A 19915-nucleotide genomic window follows, 5' to 3' on the forward strand; every position below is an offset into this window, starting at 1 on the left:
TCAACGAGTGGGCGCCGGGCGGGTCACGCGGTGTCGGGCATTCCCCTCGCACGAGTGATTACGGCAGGTCAGGTGGGTTGTCGAGATGTCCCGGCCGGGCGACAACAGGCAACAGGTGCAGGCCGGGCCGCCACTGGGCGAAGCTCTCACCGGGCAGCGGAACCGCCGGCCGGCACGACGCCGGACCGAACGCTCCGTCACCACCCCGGAACCACAGCAGAGGAGAACCCGACGTGAAGCTCCGCTTCCGCAGCAAGGCCCACCGGGCCGTCCGGGCGGCGGCCGTCGCCGCCGTCGTGGCGTCCGCCGTCGGCGCCACGGCCCTGGGGCCGGCCGCGCCGGCCGGCGCCGCGGGCACCGCGGGCACCGGTCCGGACGCCTACGCGGTGCGCGGCATCGACAGCTACCACGGCGACCACGGCCCGAAGGAGGACCAGGCCTTCGACTGGCCCGCGATCGCCCGTAGCGGCCAGTCCTTCGTGATGCTCAAGGCCACCCAGGGCACCGGCTTCACCGACGACTGGTTCGGCCGGGACCTCGCCGGCGCCCGCTCGGTGGACCTGGTCCGCACCGGCTACCACTACTTCACCGCCGACCAGGGCGGCACCGCCCAGGCCGACCACTTCCTCGACGTGCTGCACCGCGAGGGCTTCTCCGGCACCCGGCCGGGCGAGCTGCCGCCGGTGCTGGACCTCGAACAGTGCCGGAGCGACGGCCACCGGCTCCAGCTCGGCCAGGTGAAGGCCTTCCTCCAGCGGGTGCAGCAGGCCACCGGCGCCACGCCGATCGTCTACACCCGCAAGAACTTCGTCGACGAGTGCCTCGGCGGGACGGAGGAGCTGAGCGGCTACCCGCTCTGGCTCGCCCGCTACGGCACCACCCCGCCCGAGCCGCTGCGCGGCGCCAAGGGCTGGGACTTCTGGCAGTACAGCGACCGCGCGTCGGTGCCGGGCACCCCCGGCAAGGTCGACGCCAGTGTCTTCCACGCCGACCGGGCGGCCCTGCGCCGCCTGGCCCACCAGGGCTGACGCCCCGTCCGAAGCTCCATCGCACCCCTTTCCCGCACCACCTGCCGCAGGAGGCACCACCATGAAGCACATCCGCCGTTCGACCGTCGCCGCCCTCGCCGCCGCCGTGCTCGGCTCGCTCGTCCTCACCGGGCCGGCCGTCGCGCTGCCCGCCGATGCCCTCTCCCCCGCCGCGGTCTCCGAGGTCACCGATCCGGTCCTCGACACCGAGGACGAGGGCGGTGAGGCCCTCGACGCCGGCTCGGAGACCGAGCGGGCCGCGGCCGCGAAGATCACCCGGGCCGAGGAGATCCGGCGGGCGAGGGTCTGGCTCACGGACAACGCGGGCAAGGCCGTGCCGTACAGCCAGAAGAAGACCTGGAAGGACGGCTACCGCCAGGACTGCTCCGGGTTCGCCTCGATGGCCCTCAAGCTCCCCAAGTCGGGCCCGAACACGGTGTCGCTGAAGAACGACGGCTGGACCAGGCCGATCGCGATGAAGGACCTGCGCCAGGGCGACCTGGTCATCAAGGCCAACAGCAACGACCCGAACCACCGGCACGTCGTCATCTTCGACGGCTGGGTGGACGGCAAGCGCGCCTACAAGTCCTACGAGCAGGCCGGCAAGGTCGGCACCCGGCACGCCACGCACAGCTACGGCCTGAAGTCCGGTGACGGCTACCACGCCTACCGCCCGGTCAACCTGGCCGACTGACGCCCGTGCGGGCCCGCGCCCGTGCCGCCCGCGCCCCGTACTGCCCGGAACCGCGGGTGGCACGGGGGCGCGGACGGCACAGCAGCACAGGGCACGGGGCCAGGTACGGGGGCGCAGGCACGGGGGTCGTGAGGCCTCGAACATCCCGGACGGGCGCTGTCACAGGCGCCTGGTAGGTTCGCATCCGGTGGCTCCCGCAGGGGTGCCGCGCCCGTCCGCCGGGGGGCAGACGGGACGTCGACGCGCTGACCGGAACCAGGAGGCGGCATGACCCCCGACCCGCACCCGATCGACTTCACGGACGCGTCCGCTCACCTCGCGGGGCGCTCGCTCGACGTGCGGTGGATCCACGGCTCCGAGTCCGCCAAGCACAACACGGACCCCGAGCTGCAGGTCCACCACTACGACGAGCACACCGTGATCCTGCGGCAGAACATGGCGGTGAACTACGAGGCGCCGTTCCTGTTCCTGCTCTTCGGCAACGACCGCGCCGTGCTGCTGGACACCGGCGCCACCGCGTCCCCCGAGCTGTTCCCGCTCCGCCGCGTCGTCGACGAGCTGGTGGCGGGCTGGCTCGACCGCCACCCGCGCCCCGGCTACCGGTTGGTCGTCCTGCACAGCCACGGGCACGGGGACCACGTCGCGGGGGACGCGCAGTTCGCCGACCGCCCCGACACGGTGGTGGTGGGCGCGGAGCTCGCCACCGTCCGTGCCTTCCTGGGCCTGGACGACGACCTCGACCGGCCGGCCCTGCTGGACCTCGGCGGCCGGGTGCTGACCTGCCTGCCCGGCCCCGGCCACCACGAGGCGGCGATCTCCTACTACGACCCGTTCACCGGCTTCCTGCTCACCGGCGACACCGTCTACCCGGGCCGGCTGTACGTCGCCGACTGGGACGCCTACACCGCGACGATCGACCGGCTGGTCGCCTTCGCGTCCGCGCACCCGGTGAGCCACGTGCTCGGCTGCCACATCGAGATGAGCAACGAGCCGGGCGTCGACTACCCGATCCGGTACACCTACCAGCCGGACGAACCGCCGCTGCAGCTGGGGGCCGACCGGCTGCAGGCGATCCGCGACGCCCTGGAGAAGGCGGACGGCCGGCCCGGCCGGCACGTCCACGACGACTTCGTGATCGTCCACGGCACGTCCTGAGCGGCGGTGCGCCCGGCTACCGGGGGCGGTCGTACCTGAGGATCCGGTAGCGCAACCCGGTGGCCGAGGAGCGCCAGCCCTGCTCCTCGACCACGCTCCACCCCGGGTCCGGGGCCGGGGCGTAGGTGTCGCCCGCCACCGGCAGGTCGATCTCGGTCACCGACAACGTCGTGGCGTACCCCATGGCGGCGCGGTAGATCTGCCCGCCGCCGATCACCCACACCTGCGCCGCGGCCGGCGCCGGCGACCCGGCGGCCAGCTCCAGGGCCTCGCCGACGGAGCCTGCCCGTTCGGCGCCGTCGGCCGCCCACTGCGGATTGCGGGTCACCACGATGTTGCGCCGGCCGGGCAGCGGGCGGAACCGCGGCGGGAGTGCGTCCCAGGTCCGCCGGCCCATGACCACCGGGTGGCCGAGCGTGGTGGCCCGGAAGTGCTCCAGGTCCTCGGGCAGCCGCCACGGCATGTCGTTGTCGGCCCCGATCACACCGTCGAGGGTCTGCGCCCAGATCAGTCCGACCGTCGTACCGCTGCCGGTGGTGTGACACGTGCCGGTGATGTGACCGGTGTCGCTGCCCGTGTCGTGACCGGCGGGTGGTGCGGGCGGCCGGCCGCCGCCGCGTCGGAACGGGTCGTCCTCCTGGGGGTCCGCCATGACCGGCGATTCTACCGACCACCGACGGCGCTCCCCCGCCGCGGCGGGGGCCCGCCCCCGCTCCGGCCGTCAGCCGCCCGACGGGCCGGTCCAGTCGGCCGCGACGTGGCCGATGCGGACGCGCTGCGGGTGGTCACCGACCGGCACGGAGGCGGTCCGGAGCCCGGTCGCGAAGTCGATCGCGGTGACCCGGTCGGCGCCGCTCTCCGAGATGATGCAGGACTTGCCGTCGCCGCTCACGGTGGCCCAGTACGGCTTCGAGGCGGGCACCAGCGGCCCCTCCTGCAAGGTGGCGCGGTCGACGACCGTCGCGTAGTCGTCCATCGTCCCGGCGACGCACAGCTTGTCGCCGGCGGGGCTCATCGAGAGGCCGTGGTGGCGCGAGTCGTTGACCCAGGTGGTGCGGTCCTCGCTGGTCGCCGAGTTCTTCGGCAGCGTCTTGATCCGGGTGATCCGGTCGCCGGCCACGTCGTACTCCACGAAGCCGTTGAAGAACGACACCTGGAAGTAGAGCTTCGACTCGTCGGGGGTGAAGGCGGCCGGGCGGATCGCGTCGGAGAGGTCCGAGCGGCCGAAGGCGTCGAGCCGCTCGCGCATGTCGATCACCCGGGTCTGCGCGAAGGTGTCCGCGTCCACCACGGTGATCCGGCGGTCACCCTTCGTCCAGTCCAGCCACGGCGCGTCGAGGGCGGTGTTCACCTCGCCGATCGACATGTTCCAGATCCGCCGGCCGCCGTCGGTGAACAGGTTCTCGTGCGGCTTGTCCCCGGTCCTGAAGGAGCCGAGCTGTGCGCCGGTGCGGACGTCCAGCACGTGAACGGTGTTGGAGGTGGAGGCGGAGACCGCCACCCGGGTGCCGTCCGGGGAGAGCGCCATGTGGTCGGAGCGGTAGCCGGAGACCGGGAAGCGCCAGTTGATCCGCCCGGTGGCGAGGTCGATGGAGACCACGTCGGCGAAGCTCGGCCGGGAGACGACCACGGCGGTGCCGTCCGGGGTGGAGTACATGTCGTCGACGAACTGGTCGTGGCCCTCCCCCGGGCCGAGCCGGATGCCCAGGAAGTAGGCGAGCTTGACGGGGTTGAGGTAGATCTCGGTGAGCCGCTGGTCCTTGTCCGGGATCACGTTGACGCGCCCGACCCGGGCGAGGTCGCCGGTGGAGCGGATGACGTCCGCCGTGCCGTCCCAGTTGTTGCCGACGAACATCACCTCTCGCAGCCCCTGTCCCGCGGTGGGCGCGGACGCGGCGGCGGCCGCGCCCACCGGCGCGGTGGCCGAGGCGGTGAGGGCAAGGCCGAGGGCGGCCGCGAGGCCGCCGAGGGCCCGGGTGCGCCGGGAGATCCGGGACCGGCGGGGGGAGCCGGGGTGTGCGGGGGCTGTCATCGCCGCTCCTTCGCGAGAACGCGCAGAGTCTGAAAAGGAGGTTAGTCAGATTGCGTTACTCGACGGTAGGGACGACCCACCGGCCCTGACAAGACGTCGGTGGGCAACAATTGAAGGATCATCAGCGGCGATCGGGGGCGGCGGCAGTGGCAGGTGGGCCCACGGGCACGTACGGCGGACGGTCCGCGCAGGAGCGCCGGGCCGAGCGGCGCGAACGCTTCCTCGGGGCCGCCCTGGACCAGTTCGGCGACCGGCCGGGCTACCGGGCCGCCTCGGTGACGGCGCTCTGCGAGGCGGCCGGCCTGTCCACCCGGCAGTTCTACGAGGAGTTCCGCAACCTGGAGGACGTCCTCGCCCAGCTGCACCTGGTGGTGAACGACTGGACGGAGCAGGCCGTCCTGGCCGCCCTCGGCGGCTCCGCGGGCCTCGCCTTCGAGGCGCGGATCAGGGCGGTGCTGCGCGCCTACGTCGCGGCGGCGACCGACGACCCGCGCCGGCTGCGGATCGCCTTCGTCGAGATCATCGGCGTCAGCGCGGAGCTGGAGCGCCAGCGGCTGGTCCGGCGCTCCCGCTGGGTGGAGCTGATCCTCGCCGAGGCCCGGGCCGCCGCGGAACGCGGCGAGGCCGCGGAACGGGACTACCGGATCGCGGCGACGGCCTTCATCGGCGCCGTCAACGGACTGCTGCACGACTGGACGGCCGGCCAGTTCGAGGCCTCGATGGACCAGGTGGTGGACGAGCTGGTCGCACTCCTGCTGGGGGTGGTCCGCCCGCCCGTCTGAGGGCGGCATTCCGTGCGCGGACCCGGCTTCCCGCATCTGGACGGATACCGCACTGCGGTACCGGAGGACGGCGCGGGGGCGGCCTGCGCGCGCCCCCGGCCTGCTCGCCTTTCGCTCCCGGCCCCGGCGGCGGACCATGGAGGTCGGGCCCCGCCCTCGGCGGGCCCGACCGCGGAGCACCGCCCTCGCCGCCCGCGCGGCACCACTTCCCCGAGGGCCGGTGCCGACCGACCGGGAGAGGAGCGGCCATGTCGTCGAAGCGGCGCCGGAAGAAGAAGGCACGCAGCCGGAGCAAGGCCAACCACGGCCGTCGGCCCCAGTGCTGAACCACCCCGGCCCGCCCCGCCGGCGCACCGGCCACCCGGCCGGCCGCCACCGGGGCGGGCCGGGCCCGTGCCGGAGCGCGGGAGCCGGCCGGGAACGCACCGGGCCCGGGGCCCGGACCCGCCGGCCGGACGGTCAGCCCGCCAGTGCCTCGCGGACGCGGGCCTGGACGGCCGGGTCGGTCAGCAGGTCGTTGTGCTTGAGGCACGCCGTCCGAACGTTGACCGCGCCGTCCAGCCGGGTGCTGGAGGTGGGCGCGATCTGCTCGTCACAGGCCGACCAGAGCGTGGTGTACCGGACGGGGGCCGGGGTGGGAGTCCCCTCATTGAGCCTGGTCACGACGTAGGAGCCGGGGGTCATGTCACGGCACCCCTGGTCCCAGAGCGCGCAGAGCCAGGCCACGGTGGTGCCGTGGTTGGGGCCGGCCAGCGAGACCCAGTGCCCGACCTTCGCGGCCCCGCCGCCGAACCTGACGTACCAGCGGCTGGGCAGGCTGCCGAGCGAGTGGGCGACGATGTCGACCTTGGCCGCGCCGGTCCGGCGCAGCACGTCGTCCACGTAGGCGGCCAGCTGGGCGGCGAGCACCTCGTTGGTGGAGCGGGTGGTGTCGTAGCTCCATGCGAAGAGCCGGTCGGCCGGGTAGCCGGCGGCCCGGAGGGAGGCGGTCATGCTGCCCCAGACCCCGGGGCCGGCGTTGCGGCCGTGGACGAAGACCACCGGGTCCGGCAGGGCCACGGCCCTGCCCGTCGCAGCGGCTCCGGCCGGCGTGGCTGCGGCCGGCGCAGGGCCGGCCGGCGCGGCCGTGGCGGCCGGAGCCGGGGCGAGGACGGCGGCGAGGGACAGGACGACGGACAGGACGGCCGGGAGCAGGAACGCGAACGCGCGGCGCACGGGGCGACCCCCAGGGCTCGGGCATGAACGGGACAACCCGAATCCTGGTCCGCCGTCGTACCGCCCAAACCCGCGCGGCGCGGAAGGCGCGGAGTCCGCGCGGCGCGGCGGCCCCGGTGGCCAGGCGCCCCGGGGCCGCCGCCCTCCGGCGGACGGCCTCAGCTCAAGGTCTCCGCGACCAGCTCCGCGACCCGCTTGACCATGTCGTTGTGCTGGGGGCCCGCGGCCGCCCGGGTGGTCGTGTGCACGGCCACCACGATCGGCCTCCGGTTCGGCGGCCGGACGACGCCCACGTCGTTCGCCACTCCGTAGGACGACCCGCCGCCGGTCTTGTCGGCGAGGACCCAGTCCGCCGGGAAGCCGGCCCGGAACCGGTCGGTGTTGGTGGTGTTGGCGACCATCCAGCCGGTCAACCGGGCCCGGTCACGGGGTTCGAGCACGTCGCCGAGGAGCATCCGCGCGAACGTCCCCGCGACGGCGCGGGGGCTGGTGGTGTCGGTGCTGCGCCACGGCTCGGCCGAGTTGAGCTCCGGCTCCCAGCGGTCGAGCCTGGTCCGCCCGTCCCCGACGGAGCGGCAGAAGCGGGTCACGGCCGTCGGGCCGCCCAGCTCGCGGAGCAACAGGTTCGCGGCGGCGTTGTCGCTCTGGCCGACGGCGGCGGCGCACAGCTCCTCGACCGTCATGCCGGTGGCGAGGTGATCCCTGGTCACCGGGGCGTAGTCCGCGTCCGTGACGTCCTGCTCGGTGTAGTGGATCCGCCTGGCCAGGAACTCGCCGTCCCGGTCGAGGTCCCGCAGCACGGCCGCCACGGCCAGCGGCTTGAAGACCGAGCAGAGCGGGAACAGCTCGTCCGCCCGGTGGGCCAGCGTCCGCCCGGTGCCCGTGTCGTGGGCGAACAGCCCGAGCCGGGCGGCGTACTCGCGTTCCAGACCGGCCAGCTCCCCGCGCAGGGCGCCGTCCGGTCCGGCCGCCGGGCCGGCGGGGGCGGGCGCCGCGTGGGCCCGCCCCGCCGAGGCGAGGCCGGCGGCCAGCGCCGTCCCCGCGCCGAGGGCCAGGACCGCCCGGCGGGACCGGCGTACTCCGGTGGTTTCCATCACCGTCTCCTCCATGAGTGATGACGACACGTCACTGATCACGACGCCTCGTGGAGCGGACACGTTCCACGCGGATTTTCGCCCGCCCCGCCCCCCGGCCGCTCACCCGGCCGGCCGTGGTCGTCGCGGGCCGCGCACGCCCCGGAACCGGTACGGGGCGTGCGCGACACCTGGCGGGGCTGCCGGCGGCCGTCAGCCGCGCGACAGGACGAGGGACTGGACGGCGGGCAGGCGGCGCCAGTCGCTGGAGACGATGCTGGCGTGCGCCCGGGCGAGCTGCTCGGTGCGGGCGCGGGCCTGATCGGCGGTCGGGTCGGTGGCGCTGATGGCGGGGGCGACGTTCTGGGCGTCCGTCATCACGAGGAGGTAGTGCCGGCTGTCGTACCAGGAGGTGTCGATGCCGCCGGTGTAGGCCGCGGCGTCGCCGTCGAAGACCACGAACCACGGGCGGATCGCCGCGTCCCCGTACCCGGTGCGCGGGTCGCCGGCCTTGGCGCCGTGCACGGCGGGGAAGACCTGGGCGTCGCCGATCCGGCCGGCCGAGGCGAGGTCGCGCAGGTGGCGGCCGTACTCGACGTCGGTGTGGAGGGTGTCGAAGGGGTTGCTCTCCTCGAACGTGCCGGGGATGACGTACACCAGCACCCGCCCGGCGAGGGCCGACCGGGTCGGCCAGTTGCCCGCCCGGGCCGCCTCGTCGGCGTTCCCGTACGAGCCGCCGCCGGGCTTGGCCAGCAGGTCGGCGGGCCGGAAGACCGCGGAGCCGAGGTGCCCGGCGATCAGCGCGTCCAGCTGGGCCGGACCCATGCCGCGGTTGGCCGCGAAGCCGCCCTTGAGTTCCAGCTTCACCACCAGCGGCCCGGCGGCCGGATGGGCGCCGAGCCAGACCCGGACGTCGTCCAGGCAGGTCTCCAGGTTCTTGTTGGCCCCGCCGGTGTAGAGCTGGGCCGGGGTGCTGGCGTTGACGCAGTTGTTGGAGTTGCCGAGCGGGTTGGAGTGGCTGACCTTCCACTCCTTGGTGATGGTGTCCGTCCAGGCGTCCAGCTCGATCATGCCGGTGCCGGTGTCCAGGCTCTGGGCGAGGTAGCCGAACGCAGCCGGGTCGTAGGTGTTGTGCAGACCGACCGTGGTGGCCGAGCCGAAGGGGAGGCTGCCGTCGCCGGCCGCCGCCGCGGGCTGCAACGGGAGCAGGGCGGCGGCTGCGGTGAGCAGGCCGGTGGCGAGTGCGCCGGTGATGGTACGGCGAGCGGTCACGGTTGCTGTCTCCTCGTCGGAAGCTGGGGCTGTGCTGCCGACCCGAAGGATCGGCTGCCTGAGCATGCTTCAGATGAAGAAGACACGACAAGATGATGACGGCTCGCCACCGGACTGGACACGGGCCGAAGCAGGCCGGCGCGGCCGGTCTCGGACGGCGACCGGGCACCTCGCCGTCCGTCGGCAGACGCCCGGGCAGCCCGGCAGCCGCTCAGCTTCCGGGCTTCGGCCCCGCTCCGGCCGCGTCCACGTCCCCGTGCCCGTCCGGGTGCCGGCGGGTGTGCAGGGCCAGGCCGACGCCGACCGCGGCCACCACGACGCCGAGCACCGCGACCGGGCGCGACCACTCCTGCGCCCCGGTCGAGGCGAACGCCGGCGGCAGTACCAGCGCGGACGCCGCGAGGGCGGCGAGCGCGTGCGCCGGGCGCGGGCGCCGGCGGTCCGGCCCGAGGGCGTCGACGAGCAGCAGATAGCCGATCAGCAGGACGGCCACCGCCGCACCCTGCCAGAGCGACGGCTCGCCGAACGCCGCGAGCACCACGCTGCCGGTGGCGAGCACGGTGGTCCGCTGGGCGGCGAGCCGGGCCGGCCAGGTGGTGGGACGGCGGGCCGGCAGGGGCGGCGGCGGGGCCGCCCAGGTCGCCAGGGCCAGTGCGGCCACCAGCCCGATCGGGCCCAACCTGGCCGCGCCGCCCTCGCCGCCGGCCCCGATGGAGGCCAGCACCAGGGCGTCGCCGACGACGCGGAGGGCCGCCCGCTCGGCCCACGGCGCCCAGCGCGGCGCCGCGGCCGGGCCCGTCGGCGCTGAGGCCGGAGCGGTCCGGCCGGTCGGGCCAACTGCCCTGTAGGTCCCGCTCGTCGGGTCGCTCATCGGACTCCTCCCCCGATCCGGCGGCGCAGCAGCGGTGCGAGGGCGAGGTCGAGTGCCTCGCCGGCGGTGTGGCGGGCGACCGGGACGCCGCGGGCGCGCAGGGCCGCGCGCATCGCCTCGCGCTCGGCCCGCCAGAGCCGCAGGGCGAGAGCGCCGACCTCGTCACCCGGCTCCACCGACGGCTCGCCGACCGGGATCTCCACCACGACGAGCGGGTTGCCGCGGTCGCCGATGCGGCCCAGCACCTCCAGGATCCGCTGGTCGGCGAGTGTGGTGAACGCGTACACCAGGGCGTGGCGCGGCAGGGCGGGCAGCGGCAGCTGCGGTAGGACGGGCCCGCGGTGGGCGCGGTCCTGGCGGACCTCCAGCACGCTCTCGACCATCCGGTAGAACTGCCGGTCCCCGGTGGCCGCGGTGAGCCAGCGGAGCTGACCGCCCACCGCGACCAGGCCGATCCGGTCGTGCCGGCGCAGGTAGGCGCGGGTCAGGCCGGCAGCCGCGCGCAGGCTCTCGTCCAGGCTGGACACCCCGGTGGCCGGGTCGTGGATGTCACCGAGGGTGTCGAGCAGGACGACGGCGTCGGCGGCCCGCTCGGCGGCGAACTGGTTGATCTGGATGCTGCCTCGACGGGTGGTGGAGGGCCAGTGGATGCGCCGCTGTCGCTCGCCGTGGACGTAGGGGCGCACGCCGATCACCTCGACGCCGCTGCCGTCGTGGCCGGTGGTGTGCTCGCCGAGCCGTTCGGGCAGCCGGACCGGGATCGGGGTGAGGCCGGCCGCGCCGGGCACCGGGAAGACGTCGGCGGTGCCGAGGTCGGCGCGCACGGTGCGGCGGGCCAGCGAGCCGGCGTCGTAGACGTCGAGGTCGACGGTGCCCAGGCTCCAGCGGCCCCAGCTGTCGGCGCGCAGGGCGAGGTCCACCCCGGTGGGCCGCACGGTCAGCGCCTCCAGGACGAGGCCCGGTCCGAGGACGACGGTGGGGTCGAGCGGGCCGATCCGGCCGTCGTGCTCCACCTCGATGCGCGCGGTGATGCGCTCGCCCTCGAAGCAGCGGCGCGGCGCGACGCCGGCCGTCGTGGCCAGCGTGGTGGGCCTGCTGCCGCCGGGGGCGGCCAGCACGAGCAGGACGGCGGGGCCCGCGGCCAGGGCGAGCAGCCAGGCGTGGCCGGTGGCCAGGGCGGCCGCCGCCGCGGCCGTGGCGACGGTGAGCAGGCGCAGGGTCTGCTCGGCGGGCCGCCAGTGCGGCGAGGGCGGGGTGCTGGGCAGGCCCTCCGCGGTGGCGCGGGCGCTCCGGGCGAGGATGCGGGCGGTGACCGGGTCGCCCGGCGCGGCGCCGGCGAAGTGCCGGACGCCCCGGCGGCGCGATCCCGGCGCCGGGCGGCCCGGCGCGGCATCGGCCGGGCCGCGCGTCGGGGCGGCCACCGGGGCCGCGGCCGGGGCCGTCGCGAGGCGGCGGACCGGGCGCCGTCCGCGGTCCCCGGTCTGGGCGGCGAGCCGGCCGGCCCGCTGCGCGGGCGGTGCGGCCGCCGGGGCGCCGGCCGCCCCGGTGCCGGCGGGTCGTTCGGCGGTCACCGCGCGGCGTCCGCGCCCGAGCCGGCGGCATCGGAGGCCCGCGGCAGGGTCTGCGGGGCCGGGACGGCGGCAACCACCCGGGCCAGCACCTCGTCCGCGTCGATCTGACGCACCCACAGCTCCGGCTTGAGGGTGATGCGGTGGGCCAGGGCGGGGACGGCGAGCGCCTTGACGTCCTCCGGCGTGAGGAAGTCGCGGCCCTCCAGCATCGCGCGGGCACGGGCCAGCTGCACCAGCGCGAGGCCGCCGCGGGGCGAGGCGCCGACCTGGATCTGCGGGTCCTTGCGGGTGGCGTCGACCAGGGCGATCACGTAGTCGACGAGGTCGTCGTCCACCTCGACGCGCTCCACCGCCGCCCGCATGGCGAGCAGTTCGGCGGGGCTGCTGACGGTGTCCAGGACCGTCTCGGGCGCCGACCGGTCCAGCCGGGCCCGCAGCATCGCGGCCTCCAGGCCGGTGGACAGGTAGCCCATCCGCACCCGGAGCAGGAAGCGGTCCAGCTGGGCCTCGGGCAGGGAGTAGGTGCCCTCGTACTCGATCGGGTTGGCGGTGGCGATCACCGCGAACGGCTGCGGCAGCCGGCGGGTCGCCCCGTCGACCGAGACCTGTCCCTCGGCCATCGCCTCCAGCAGCGCGGCCTGGGTCTTCGGCGGCGTGCGGTTGATCTCGTCGGCGAGCAGCAGCTGGGTGAAGAGCGGGCCGGGCCGGAAGACCATCTCGCCGCTGCGCTGGTCGTAGAAGGGGGCGCCGGTGACATCGGAGGGCAGCAGGTCGGGGGTGAACTGGATCCGGCGGAAGTCCAGGCCGAGGGTGGTCGCGAAGGAGCGGGCGAGCAGGGTCTTGCCGAGCCCCGGCAGGTCCTCGATCAGCACGTGGCCGCCCGCTAGGACGCCCAGCATCACCAGGCGCAGCGCCTCGGGCTTGCCGACGACGGCGCGTTCGACCTCCTTGAGCACCGTACGGGCGCACTCGCCGGCCTGCTGCGGCGTCAGCCCGGCGGACGCGCCGGAGCCGTCCGGGGCGACCTCCGGGGCGGCCGGGGCGGCGCTCGGGTCGGCGGGGGCCTGGGGAACGGCGGTCATGGCTCTCCTGACGGGACGGTAGGGGCCCGGTGGCTGCGGGCGGCGGTGCGGCGCCGGGCGGGCCGGCGGGGCTGGGCTGCGGGGCGGGGCTGCGGGGTCGGCCGGCGGCCGGTGCGGGACGGCCGGTGTGGGACGAGACGTGTGGGGCGGGACGTGCGGGCCGGGCGGCTACAGGGATTCGAGCCGGTCGACCAGGGCGAGCAGCACGTCGGGCGGGACGGTCGGTGCCGGCGCCTGGGCCGCCGGGTCGATCCACGGCCAGAGCCCGGGACCGATCAGCCCGGCCACCCGGTCGCGGTCCCGGTCGTCGGCGAGCGAGAGGTTGTGGGCCTCCGACAGGCGGGCGGCGAACAGCCGTTGGAGCCGGCCGCGCAGCGGCTGGACGTCGCCGTCCGGGCTCAGGCCCTGGCGCACGGTCCAGCGCCAGTCGCCGAGGCCGGGCTCGTGCGAGTCCATCAGCCGCGACCGGCGGCGCAGGCCCACGTCCAGGACGCCGCCGCCGGCTACGTAGCGGGCGGTCGGCAGGGCGGCCAGCGCGAACAGCACCGCACCGGCGGCCGCCGCCGGCAGCCCGCCGACCAGGCCGAGCAGGATCTCGGCCAGGACGGCCGCGACCGCCAGCTCGACCAGACTGTGCCGGACCGAACCGGGGGTGACCAACTCCTCGCCACCTTCGGCCGGTTCAGCGGCCCGGCGGCCCGGACGGGTGCTCATCGGCGGCCTCCCGGAGCGGTGGCGCGGTCGATCGGGGCGGTACGGCCGGCTACGGCCGCGAGCGGGGCGGCGCCGTCGGCCGGAGCAGCGGGCTCCGCCAGGCGGGCCGCGATGGCGTCGAGGGCCTCCCCGGCCCGGCGGACGTGGCCGTCGTCCATCGGATGGGTGGAGTACCGGGCCTCGCGGAACAGCTCGGTGAGCGCGTACGCCTGGGCCCGGTCGACGCGCTCGTCCGCCGCGGCCCGCTCCAGCAGCTCCGTCGGGCTGTCGCAGATCCGCCGCTCCACCCCGGACGCCGCCAGCGACTGCTCCATCGCGGCGTAGCAGGCGATCACCGCGGCCCGGGCGTCGGCGCCGTGCAGGGCACGCCGCCCGGTGGCGACGGCGGCCGCGAGCACGTCCTCGGGCTCGACCTCCCCGACGACCGGCAGCGGCTCGGGCCGGCGCCGGACGCGGCGCAGGCTCAGCAGCACCCGGACCAGGACCACCAGCGCGACGACCGCCGCGACGACCGCCAGCGCGCAAAGCACGATGAACAGCACTCCCACGCCGTCGGGGAGCTCGGCGGGCTGCGGAGGCGAGGTGGACTCCGGCAGGGTCGGCCTCGGCGGCAGCTTGATCTCCACGGGCAGGGGCTTCACTGGCGGCCCCTCGGTCCGGTTGTGGAAGACGAAGAGCAGCACCGGCACCAGGACGGTGGCCCCGCCCAGCAGCCGGACGGTGGCCTCGCGCAGCCGCTCGGCCCGCGGTGTCGGGCCGTCGAGGTGGCGGACCTCCTCGCGGAAGCGGACGGCGAAGCGGCCGACCAGCACGGCCCAGCCTCCGGCGATCAGCACGACGAAGCCGATGGCGCGCACGAACGGGTCACCGACGGCGCCCAGCAGACCGCCGTCCGGGCGCAGCGACGCCGCGGCGAGCAGCAGGCCGGCGAGGACCAGCAGCAGCGCGGGCGTCCGGCCCCACGGGGCACCCGGCCGGGCGGGCCCGCCGCCCCGGGCTCCCCCGGTCTCCCGGGCGGGCCGAGGCACGCTCGATGGCACGTCAGTCATGCGGAATCCCCCCGGTCCCACCAGCAGCGCTTGATCACGCACGGGGGTGCAGCGTCGCACACCGACTGTCCCGCTGTCACGTTCCGCCGGCGTGGTCGGGGCCGCGGCGGTCGGGCGGTCGGATCGCTCGGTTCGGCCGAGGGCGCAGGGGAGTTGGGCGGGGTGGCCGACGGGCCTTCGGAGCCGGTGGGCATCCGGTCCGGGCGGGCCTCCGGGGGCCCGCCCGGGCCGGCGGGTCGGGTCGGGTCAGGTCGGGCCGGCAGGTCGCGTCAGGTCAGGTCAGGTCAGGTCAGGCGACGGTCGGGAGCCAGGGCCCGTCCTCCGGGCGCGCCTCCTCGGGGTCGCCCGGCCACGGCGGCATGGTCACCGCGACGATCCGCAGCGCCTCGGTGGCGTCCGCGTCGGCCCGGAACTGGAACACCGTGCCCAGCGGCACGGACACCACCGTGCCGGGGTGCAGCCGCACGGTCTCCTCCCGCTCGGCCTGGCGGCGCCAGAGCAGGCCGCGGCCGCCGGTGACGTGCCAGAGCTCCTGGACGGTGGCGTGGGAGACCGCGCGGGTCACGTCCCCCGGGGCGAGTTCGAAGACGGCCATGCTCCCCGCGCCGTCCAGGACCAGCAACGGGTGGACGATCGCGCCGTCGGGCGCGGCCACCGTGGCGGCGTCGGCGGAGCGGGCGGTGTCGAAGGGCTGGTCGGCCATGCGGGTCCGTCCTGGTCGGCGGGGCTCCGGGGCGGCGACCCCGGAGGCGGTGCTCCTGGAAGGCGGTACTCCTGCGGGCGGCGCGCCGGCGGCCGTCGGGCGGTGCGCGACGCGGTCCTCACGGGAGATCGTGTCCCGCAGGGCCCGTGGGGTCAACGGTGCCTCCGGGACGGCGGATCCGCGAGCGCGGCCGCCTCGCCGGGCCGCCCGCCCCGGCGCTCCTCACGCCAGGCCGACCGCCTCCGCCAGGAGCCGGTAGGAGTCGAGCAGCGCCGCGCGGTCGTAGGTGCTGGTGGTCACCAGGTACTCGTCGGCCCGCGTCCGCTCGACCAGCGCGGCGAGCTCGGCCGCGGCCCGGGCCGGGGTGCCGGCGATGTGCCCGCGCAGGGCCTCCTGGAAGGCGGCGCGCTCGCGGGGTGTCATCGCCCGCTCCAGGATCTCCTCGGCGGGGGCGAGCGGCGGGAACTCGCCGTGCGTGCGGGCGTGGGCGCTCGACCAGGCCTCGGAAACGAGCAGCCGCTCGGCCTGCTCGGTGGTCGCGGCGACCGCCACGGTGCCCGAGACCACCACGTACGGCTCCGCGGCCTGCGCCGAGGGGCGGAACCGCTCGCGGTAGCGGTCGACGGCGGCCAGCATCCGCTCCTCGCCCCGCGCGGCCGCGATCACCAGCGGCAGACCGGCGTCGGCGGCGAGGTCCGCACCGGCGCCGGTGGCCAGCACGAACGCCGGGACGTGCAAGCCCTCCGCGGGCCGGGCGTGGACGTCCCGGACGCTCCGCCCGGTGCCGTCGAAGTAGCCGATCAGCTCGGCGAGTTGCTCCGGGAAGCGGTCGGCGGCGTCCTTCTCCCGGCCGAGCGCGCGGCGCACGCCGTCGGTGAACGCCACCGAGCGCCCGAGGCCCATGTCGATCCGGTCCGGGAAGAGCGCGGCCAGGACGCCGAACTGCTCGGCGACGACCAGCGGCTGGTGGTTGGGGAGCATCACCCCGCCGGTGCCGACCCGGATCCGCGCGGTGGCCGCCGCCACCGCCGCGGCGAGCACGGTGGGAGCCGAGCCCGCCACCCCGGGCACGCCGTGGTGCTCCGACACCCAGAACCGGTGGTAGCCGAGCCGCTCCGCCTCCCGGGCGAACGCCACCGTGTCCCGCAGCGCCTGTGCGGGCTCCTGCCCCTGCCTGGTCCGGGACCGGTCCAGGACGGAGAGACGGAGCGGAGGCGCGGTCGTGGTCACACGGCCGTCAACCACGGCCGGCCCGGCCCGCATTCCCGCGTCTCGCCCGCCCGGCGGCGCCCACCCCGCACCCGGGGTGGCGGGCCCGCCTGCCCGCCTGCCCGCCTGCCCGCCTGCCCGCCGCCGCAACCCTTCGGCGGCCGCGTTCGTTGGCGGGGGGTGAGCTCTCAGCCGGTCCTCCCTGCGCCCGCCGACACCGTCGGACCCGTCCTGTACGTCCGGGCCGCCGAACCGGGGGACGCGGAGCTGTTGGCGCGCTGGCGGCAGGAGGCCGCGGCCTGGGTGGCGGGCCGGAGCAGCAGCCTGCAGTGGTCGGGCCCCGACCGGACGCGGCGCCGGCTCCGGATGATCGAGGCGGGCGCCACGGTGCTCGCCCTGCTGGAACCGGACGGCCCTCCGGTCGCCACCTGCTCGCTCTGGCACCGGGGCGGCACGCGGCGGTGGACGGCCGAGGAGCGTGCGGTGCCGGCCCGCTACCTGCGCGCCAGCACCGTGGACCGCGCCTACGCGGGCCGGGGAATCGGGCAGCTGCTGCACCTGTGGGCGGGCCACCGGGCGGCCGCCGACGGCGCCGCCGTGCTGCGGCTGGACGCGCGGACGGACAACCCCGCGCTGCACCGCTACTACCGCTCGTGCGGCTGGCGCCTCGTCAGGACGGTGCCCGGGCTCGGCTCCGGCGCCCTGTTCGAGACGCCGGCGGCGCTCCGGCCCGACCTGCCGGTGCGCGAGCTGGGCCCGATCCGGCTGCCGCGCTGACCCGCCCCCGCACGCGCCGCCGGCGGGCCCGGATCAGCCCGCCTCGGGGTGGAAGCGGTGCAGGCCCCGGCGGTCGTAGTAGGTGGTCATCCCGAAGCCGAAGAGCAGCGCCAGGACCGTGCCGACCGCGATCATGATCCAGGCCCGGGTCAGCCCGGCCTCCCCCTGCGCCCCGAAGTACAGGATCGCGCGGACGCCGTCGGTGATCTGGCGCATCGGCTCGAAGACGGCCAGCCCCCGGTAGAAGTCCGGCAGCGCCTGCAGCGGGATGGTCGCCCCGGAGGACGGCAGTGCCAGGGCGATGAAGACGAACATGCCGACCAGCTGCCCGATCGCACCGAACGCCGCGATCAGCGCCTGCGCACCGAGCCCGACCGCGATCGTGGCGCAGACCGAGAAGATCCAGAGCAGCGGCAGGTGCGAGGCGTCCATGTCCAGGATCACCACGCTCGCCAGCATGATCAGGCTCGACGTCAGCACGGCGAGCCCGCAGGACATCACGTCGTTGACGATCAGCGCCCGGGTGCGGCTGATCGGCACCAGCGGCCGCTGCATGCGCAGCGGGCCCAGCTCGCTCGCCTGGTAGCCGAGGGCGATGTCGACGCCGCTGCTGATGACGTTGGCCCCGAGGAAGCCGCTGAGCACGACCAGCAGGGTGTAGTAGAACGCGGTGAGCCCGACGCCGCTGCGCGCGCCGATCGGGTGGCCGACCCTGACCTCGACGGCCACCGGGTCGGAGAGCTGGAGCAGTTCGGCGTTGGTCGGGGTGCCGCCCTGGGCCGGGGGCTGGGCCTGGGCCATCGCCTGGGCCTGGGCGGTGAGCTTCTTGCCGAGCTCCTGCGAGGCCTGGTGGGCCGCCGTCTGGGAGATGTTCGAGGCCAGCGAGGACTCCAGGCTGCCCACGCCGGGGTTGGTCAGGACGGTCATGGTCGGGCGCGGCGGCGCCTTCTGCGGCAGCTCTCCGAGGGCGACGATCGCGGCGCTGAAGTCGGGCGGGACCACCAGCGCTCCGGCCAGCTTGCCGGAGGCGAGCTGTTCGTCCGCCTCGGCTCGGTCGAGCAGGCGCCAGGAGACGTGCTCCTTCGGGTCCGGTGCGCCGGCGATGCCGGCGGTGACCTGGGCGCCGAGGTTCTGCTGCTGTCCGGCCACGGTGGCGCCCCGGTCGGAGTTGACCAGGCCGATCGGGAGGCGGTGCAGCTCTTCGGTGGGGTTGAGGATGCCGCCCATGTAGAGCAGGGTCAGCAGGAAGGCCACCAGGCTGATGGTGACGGTCGGGACCACCCAGACCTTGGGGTTGGCCAGCACCTGCCGGGCCCGCACTCCGCCCTGAGGCCGGTTCGTCGTCATGGTTCTCCCGTGCGCGTCGGTCGGTCCCCCGCCCCTTGCGGCCGAACCTAACCGGCAGCCGCGCCGCGGGCCGCCGCGCCTCGCCCGAACGACGTACCGGCCCGACCCGGTCGGCGGGCTGCGGACGGTCCGCGGATCCAGGCCTGGCCAGATGACTAAGCGCTTGCTTAGACTCTCTCCGTCGCGCGCGGGACCCCGCGCAGCAGCACGAGCCCACCCACCGGGAGCCCCCCATGCTGTCCGCCACGAACCGTCAGATCCGCCTCGCCCGCCGTCCGCAGGGCGAGATCGCCGCCGAGGACTGGGAGCACGCCACCGAGGCGGCCGCGGCGCCCGGCGAGGGCCAGTTCGCCGGGCGGACCCGCTTCCTCTCGCTGGACCCCGCGATGCGCGGCTGGCTGGACGACCGCCGCTCCTACCTGCCGCCGGTCGGCATCGGCGAGGTGATGCGGGCCGGGTCGGTCGTCGAGGTCACCGAGTCCAACCACCCGGACTTCCGGATCGGCGACCTGGTCGTCGGCACCTTCGGCGTCCAGGAGCACGTGGTCTCCGACGGCCGGGGCGCGTTCCGGATCGACCCGACCGCCGCCGCGCCCTCGGCCTACCTCGGCGCGCTCGGCATGCCGGGCATGACGGCGTACTTCGGCCTGCTGGACGTCGGCGCGCTCAAGGAGGGCGAGACGGTGGTGGTCTCCGGCGCCGCGGGCGCGGTGGGGACCATGGCGGGCCAGATCGCCAAGGCCAAGGGCTGCCGGGTCGTCGGCATCGCCGGCGGCGCCGACAAGTGCGCGCTGCTGACCGAGGAGCTCGGCTTCGACGCCGCGATCGACTACCGGAGCGAGGACGTCCGCAAGGCCCTGCGCACCCACGCGCCGGACGGCATCGACGTGTACTTCGACAACGTCGGCGGCGCGGTCCTGGACGCCGCCCTGGCCAATCTGGCCATGCACGCCCGGGTGGTGGTCTGCGGCGCGATCAGCCAGTACAACTCGGCGACCGGCGTCCAGGGGCCGGCCAACTACCTGAACCTGCTGGTCCGCCGGGCCCGGATGGAGGGCTTCGTGGTCTTCGACTACGCGCCGCGCTACCGCGAGGCGGCCCGGGAGATCGGCGACTGGATCGCCGCGGGGCGGATCAAGGTGCTGGAGCACGTGGTCCGCGGCACGGTGGACGACTTCCCGCGGACGCTGCAGATGCTGTTCCGCGGCGAGAACACCGGCAAGCTGGTCCTCGAACTGGTCTGAGGCCGCCGGCGGCGGGCCGGGGCGCCCGAGGCCCGGCCCGCCGCCGACGGCCCGCTCACGGCCCGACCGGGGCCGCCCGGGCCGGCCGCGGCACGGC

General features: G+C 75.7%; 19 protein-coding genes. 6 read left to right on the forward strand and 13 right to left on the reverse strand.

Annotation, left to right across the window (positions count from 1 at the left end; translation table 11 throughout):
• Positions 1 to 233: 233 nt before the first annotated feature.
• From ACIPSC_RS29145 to ACIPSC_RS29155, 3 genes are all read left to right on the forward strand, one after another.
• Positions 234 to 1028, forward strand: coding sequence for a glycoside hydrolase family 25 protein (locus ACIPSC_RS29145; protein ID WP_400829480.1), 795 nt, complete (start codon positions 234 to 236; stop codon positions 1026 to 1028).
• A 61-nt stretch (positions 1029 to 1089) separates the two neighbouring features.
• Positions 1090 to 1722, forward strand: a complete 633-nt coding sequence (locus ACIPSC_RS29150; RefSeq protein ID WP_400829482.1) for a hypothetical protein — start codon at positions 1090 to 1092, stop codon at positions 1720 to 1722.
• Positions 1723 to 1989: 267 nt separating this feature from the next.
• Positions 1990 to 2877, forward strand: a complete 888-nt coding sequence (locus tag ACIPSC_RS29155) for an MBL fold metallo-hydrolase (protein ID WP_400829484.1) — start codon at positions 1990 to 1992, stop codon at positions 2875 to 2877.
• A 16-nt stretch (positions 2878 to 2893) separates the two neighbouring features.
• On the opposite strand, the gene ACIPSC_RS29160 is transcribed toward ACIPSC_RS29155, so the two are convergent.
• Both ACIPSC_RS29160 and ACIPSC_RS29165 read right to left on the reverse strand, forming a co-directional pair.
• Complete coding sequence (locus tag ACIPSC_RS29160) at positions 2894 to 3529, reverse strand: dihydrofolate reductase (protein ID WP_400829485.1); 636 nt, start codon at positions 3527 to 3529, stop codon at positions 2894 to 2896.
• 69 nt (positions 3530 to 3598) lie between these two features.
• Positions 3599 to 4909: a YncE family protein gene (locus tag ACIPSC_RS29165; protein ID WP_400829487.1), complete on the reverse strand. Its 1311-nt coding sequence runs from the start codon at positions 4907 to 4909 to the stop codon at positions 3599 to 3601.
• A gap of 146 nt (positions 4910 to 5055) precedes the next feature.
• On the opposite strand from ACIPSC_RS29165, the gene ACIPSC_RS29170 reads away from it, so the two are divergent.
• Positions 5056 to 5691 carry a TetR/AcrR family transcriptional regulator gene (locus ACIPSC_RS29170; protein ID WP_400829489.1) on the forward strand — a complete coding sequence of 212 codons (636 nt, stop codon included), beginning with the start codon at positions 5056 to 5058 and terminating at the stop codon, positions 5689 to 5691.
• A 459-nt stretch (positions 5692 to 6150) separates the two neighbouring features.
• Here ACIPSC_RS29170 and ACIPSC_RS29175 read toward each other — a convergent pair whose 3' ends face one another.
• The 10 genes from ACIPSC_RS29175 to ACIPSC_RS29220 all read right to left on the reverse strand — a co-directional run bounded on the left by ACIPSC_RS29175 (position 6151) and on the right by ACIPSC_RS29220 (position 16471).
• The gene (locus ACIPSC_RS29175) at positions 6151 to 6906 is read right to left on the reverse strand and encodes an esterase/lipase family protein (RefSeq protein WP_400829491.1); all 756 of its coding nucleotides are present in this window, start codon (positions 6904 to 6906) and stop codon (positions 6151 to 6153) included.
• Between the two features lie 158 nt (positions 6907 to 7064).
• Positions 7065 to 8000, reverse strand: a complete 936-nt coding sequence (gene bla, locus ACIPSC_RS29180) for a class A beta-lactamase (RefSeq protein ID WP_400829493.1) — start codon at positions 7998 to 8000, stop codon at positions 7065 to 7067.
• Positions 8001 to 8192: 192 nt separating this feature from the next.
• Positions 8193 to 9251 carry a phosphatidylinositol-specific phospholipase C domain-containing protein gene (locus tag ACIPSC_RS29185; protein ID WP_400829495.1) on the reverse strand — a complete coding sequence of 353 codons (1059 nt, stop codon included), beginning with the start codon at positions 9249 to 9251 and terminating at the stop codon, positions 8193 to 8195.
• A 211-nt stretch (positions 9252 to 9462) separates the two neighbouring features.
• The gene (locus ACIPSC_RS29190; RefSeq protein WP_400829497.1) at positions 9463 to 10122 is read right to left on the reverse strand and encodes a hypothetical protein; all 660 of its coding nucleotides are present in this window, start codon (positions 10120 to 10122) and stop codon (positions 9463 to 9465) included.
• Positions 10119 to 11693: a DUF58 domain-containing protein gene (locus ACIPSC_RS29195; RefSeq protein WP_400829499.1), complete on the reverse strand. Its 1575-nt coding sequence runs from the start codon at positions 11691 to 11693 to the stop codon at positions 10119 to 10121. Before ACIPSC_RS29195 ends, ACIPSC_RS29190 begins: the two co-directional genes overlap by 4 nt.
• Positions 11690 to 12775 carry an AAA family ATPase gene (locus ACIPSC_RS29200; RefSeq protein WP_400829501.1) on the reverse strand — a complete coding sequence of 362 codons (1086 nt, stop codon included), beginning with the start codon at positions 12773 to 12775 and terminating at the stop codon, positions 11690 to 11692. Before ACIPSC_RS29200 ends, ACIPSC_RS29195 begins: the two co-directional genes overlap by 4 nt.
• A 168-nt stretch (positions 12776 to 12943) precedes the next feature.
• The gene (locus ACIPSC_RS29205) at positions 12944 to 13489 is read right to left on the reverse strand and encodes a hypothetical protein (protein WP_400829503.1); all 546 of its coding nucleotides are present in this window, start codon (positions 13487 to 13489) and stop codon (positions 12944 to 12946) included.
• Positions 13486 to 14538, reverse strand: coding sequence for a DUF4129 domain-containing protein (locus ACIPSC_RS29210; protein WP_400829505.1), 1053 nt, complete (start codon positions 14536 to 14538; stop codon positions 13486 to 13488). The genes ACIPSC_RS29205 and ACIPSC_RS29210 overlap by 4 nt, the downstream gene beginning before the upstream one ends.
• A gap of 289 nt (positions 14539 to 14827) precedes the next feature.
• The gene (locus tag ACIPSC_RS29215) at positions 14828 to 15241 is read right to left on the reverse strand and encodes a cupin domain-containing protein (protein ID WP_400829507.1); all 414 of its coding nucleotides are present in this window, start codon (positions 15239 to 15241) and stop codon (positions 14828 to 14830) included.
• 222 nt (positions 15242 to 15463) lie between these two features.
• The gene (locus ACIPSC_RS29220) at positions 15464 to 16471 is read right to left on the reverse strand and encodes an MsnO8 family LLM class oxidoreductase (protein WP_400829509.1); all 1008 of its coding nucleotides are present in this window, start codon (positions 16469 to 16471) and stop codon (positions 15464 to 15466) included.
• A gap of 159 nt (positions 16472 to 16630) precedes the next feature.
• On the opposite strand from ACIPSC_RS29220, the gene ACIPSC_RS29225 reads away from it, so the two are divergent.
• Positions 16631 to 17227 carry a GNAT family N-acetyltransferase gene (locus ACIPSC_RS29225; RefSeq protein ID WP_400829511.1) on the forward strand — a complete coding sequence of 199 codons (597 nt, stop codon included), beginning with the start codon at positions 16631 to 16633 and terminating at the stop codon, positions 17225 to 17227.
• Between the two features lie 33 nt (positions 17228 to 17260).
• Here the strand turns inward: ACIPSC_RS29225 and ACIPSC_RS29230 are convergent, their stop codons facing one another.
• Positions 17261 to 18574: a DUF3533 domain-containing protein gene (locus ACIPSC_RS29230; protein WP_400829514.1), complete on the reverse strand. Its 1314-nt coding sequence runs from the start codon at positions 18572 to 18574 to the stop codon at positions 17261 to 17263.
• 233 nt (positions 18575 to 18807) lie between these two features.
• Between ACIPSC_RS29230 and ACIPSC_RS29235 the strand changes: the two genes are divergently transcribed.
• The gene (locus ACIPSC_RS29235; protein WP_400829516.1) at positions 18808 to 19818 is read left to right on the forward strand and encodes an NADP-dependent oxidoreductase; all 1011 of its coding nucleotides are present in this window, start codon (positions 18808 to 18810) and stop codon (positions 19816 to 19818) included.
• The last annotated feature ends 97 nt before the right edge of the window (positions 19819 to 19915 follow it).

Origin of the sequence: Kitasatospora sp. NPDC090091, assembly GCF_044747365.1 — a bacterium.
Classification (GTDB): Bacteria; Actinomycetota; Actinomycetes; order Streptomycetales; family Streptomycetaceae; genus Kitasatospora.